The following is a 3,221-nucleotide window of genomic DNA, read 5'->3' on the forward strand; positions in this document are numbered from 1 at the left end:
AGATTTCGGATGGGTGAAAGATGAGCTAATTCCTTCACTGGAAGAACTGGAGTCCCAGAATTGAGACTACTGGCTCAACTGGTCACGGCGCGCCGCATGCCAATCTCGGGAAACTGGAGCCAACGCATATTTGTCATTGTGTTCCCCCGCAAAACCCTCGTACATTGAGTGGGTCAACTCAAGTAGAGCTAACGGGGCGCAACGTTTGTTTACAAGTAATGCGCAGTTTGGCTTGAGAAGAAGCGGTCTAGTGGCTTCGTGGGCTAGTCAGACTTGTATTCATGTGCTTGGATCTCGGAAGACGGTAACGCATGATTGCTGGTCCATGTGGAGTTGCTACGATCCAAAACGCGCATTCACTGGTAGAGTCAAGAGGCCGGCGCGGTGCTCTTAGGGTCCTGTGGCATATCCATCGCTTTCGCTTTGGCCCTCAATCAGGCTCCCATAAGTCGTCTCCGGCCTCCTGCTCGTCAAACCGGACATGCGGTTTTCCCGCATCCGGCTTTCAGTTGAACTCATGCCTTCGCCCACGGAAAGTCCTTCGTCTTCGGCGCAAGATATTGTAGACCGTAGGTCTCCCGTAGCCTAGCGTCCGAGAAGCGCACATGCTTCCTGGACTTCATCCTATGCTTCCGACAGAACCACTGTCGCAGCCGCCGCGTTGCGTGTCGGTCAATCGCACGGTAGGCAGGGCTCACCTGCCCCAGCGTGAAGTAGTTCGCCCAACCGGAGAGTATCCAGTTTAGACGGCGTACCATCTCTTCCGCGTCCATTAATCCGAATCGACTATCCGTTTGTTCGCTAATGCGACGGCAGATGCTTTGGACACTCCCCTTGCTCGGGCGGGTACCGATGTACCTCGTCCCCGTTTTCGGGCGGTAGTTCCAGCCGATGCGATATCCGAGAAACTCAAACACCTCTTCGGGGCATCGTAAGCATCGGGTCTTTTGCGCGTTGATGGGGAGCTTCAAACGATCCATTAGCCGGGTGATCACCAGCAACATCTCTGCTGCCGATGCACGCCCCAGTACACAAAAATCGTCTGCGTAGCATACTATCTCCGCGCCAAACTGCCGAGCATAGCCCAACAGCTTCCAGCCAAGTATAAAACGGCGCATGTAAATGTTGCTCAACAGTGGGGATATCGGACTGCCCTGAGGCATCCCCTTCCGTTCCCGTCGTGCGCGATTCGTACGTCGTTTCCCGCCTGTCTTGTCTTCCTCCACTACCGGCATCTCCATCCACGCTTTGATCAGTCTGAGCATCCGCCCGTCACTGATGCGGCGCGCCAAGCTCTTCATCAACTCCGCATGGGGAATCTCGCCAAAATAGTTCGACAAGTCCGCATCCACCACTTCATGGTGTCCACGGTTCAACAGATGATGGATACGCTTTACCGCATCCTGGGCGCTTCGTCCCTCGCGATACCCATACTGCTCCGGTTGGAGGTCTGCCTCAAAGATCGGCGATAGTACCATCATCGTCGAAGTCTGGGCCACCCGGTCCCGAAGACATGGAATCCCTAACGGGCGAAACTTCCCTGGCTGTTTCTTCGGAATCAGTACCTGACGTACCGCCTTCGGCGTATAGGTACCCTCCCGTAGGTCCTGCGACAGTTCTTGCAACCATCCTTCCACTCCCCGTTGTTTAACATCCGTGATCGTCTCTCCGTCCACGCCTGCGCTGCCACCGTTTCGGCGTACCAGCTTCCACGCTTCCAAAAGAAAATCCATCCGCCAAACCTTATCCGCAAGGGCATGGAATCGGTGGTCGGCCGATTCCTTCGCTTTCGCATGTAGTACGGTCTGGAGTCTCCGAACTTTTTCAGATCCTGTTAGACGTGTGTCAGTAATCATGTCCCTTCGTCCTTATCCATACTGTGTTCAACTCAGGGCCCCTTCCCTCCACAGACATTACCCCGCTTCTGCGGTACTACGGACCCATCCGCCACCCTGCCAGCCCGGTCTGCTCCTCGTGGAGTCCCGGTTGCCGTGTGCGTCAGCACCGACAGGGCTTCCCGTGTTGCTGCTTCCCTGATCTTCCATGCGTGCCAGCGCCACTACCCCGGTGAGCCGCCTTGGTGCTCGGGTCGCTCACTTCCCAAGACGCGCCAGTCTTCCCCATACTTACGGAGGGTCGACACTCACATTACCGGTTTCGAGGCCTGCTCGGCGTTCACTGCGCGTTCCGGCCCGCATGGTCGCTAAGCTACTCTACGTAGCCCGTTAACCTTAATGCTTCATATCATCTCGTTACCTCGATTATACGTTAAGGCCGCTACCAACCGGAGCGACAGGTGTCGGGTGGGATTCGCACCCACCACAGGAAAGCGCCTTTCCACGGCGCACGCAAGATGTCGGTTATCGCAAAGGGATATCATGGGTATCCCTACCCTGCCACGCGCGTTCCAAGTAATTGAAATGACCTTCGCAGGTCCCACTTGTTGCTGTTCCCTTACACCCGGTTCTGTCGCGGAGAACTTGCATCCCTCAGTATTGCGGAGATGACGGCATTCGCACACGGACATTCCTGATTTTGGGATGCTTCCTAGTTGACCAGCGGCAGTTAGTTTGACACTCCCAGAACAATGTTAGCCTCCAATCGAGGAGATTTTGATAGAGATTCTAGTGCGACAACTCAGTGTAAAGATAAAGTACGAGAATAATGTACGTGGAGTTTGCCACCAACAGTAATATGCGAGAAAGTGCTGCTTTGACAGGATGTGAGACCTTTTGGAAGTAAATGGAACATTGTTTACCGAATGGGGCTACATTCTAGCCTAGAGCAGATTCTGTTTACGAATAAATGAGCAACGGTGACGAACGGCATTTGGGTCGTTTCGGCGCAACCGCACTTGGCGTGGGTGCGATAGTTGGGGGCGGCATTCTTGCGCTTGCAGGTGTTGCCTTCGCCACTGCCGGCACGGCTGCTATCGTAGCCTTTGCACTCAATGGAGGCATTGCATTCCTTACGGCTGTCAGTTTCGTGCGACTAGCCTCCCGCTACCCTGAGTCCGGCGGCACGTATGCCTACGCGAAGCGAGTAGTCTCGATCGAGGTTGCATTCATCGTGGGGTGGGTAGTCTGGTTTGCCTCGATCGTAGCCGGCGTGCTCTATTCACTCGGCTTCGCTGTCTTTGCCGTTGAAGGTGCAATCCGACTATTCCCAGCTCTTGCGGAACAGTGGAGCTGGGTTGGAGACGGGCGAGGAGAACTCCTGCT

2 protein-coding genes are annotated in these 3,221 nt (G+C 55.1%); one reads left to right on the plus strand and one right to left on the minus strand.

Going from position 1 to position 3,221, the window contains the following annotated elements; translation table 11 throughout:
- Window positions 1-515: 515 nt before the first annotated feature.
- Window positions 516-1,856 carry a group II intron reverse transcriptase/maturase gene (gene ltrA / locus F4Y38_13000; GenBank protein MXY50200.1) on the minus strand — a complete coding sequence of 447 codons (1,341 nt, stop codon included), beginning with the start codon at window positions 1,854-1,856 and terminating at the stop codon, window positions 516-518.
- A gap of 949 nt (window positions 1,857-2,805) precedes the next feature.
- Here ltrA and F4Y38_13005 point away from each other — a divergent pair.
- The coding region (locus tag F4Y38_13005) for an amino acid permease (protein MXY50201.1) at window positions 2,806-3,221 on the plus strand (416 nt) is incomplete at its 3' end.

The organism is Gemmatimonadota bacterium, from assembly GCA_009838645.1.
GTDB lineage: Bacteria > JAAXHH01 > JAAXHH01 > JAAXHH01 > JAAXHH01 > JAAXHH01.

Bases quoted from the DNA above. Each gene is read 5' to 3' on its own strand.
- ltrA (MXY50200.1), bottom strand. From the start codon at position 1,856: ATGATTACTGACACACGTCTAACAGGATCTGAAAAAGTTCGGAGACTC.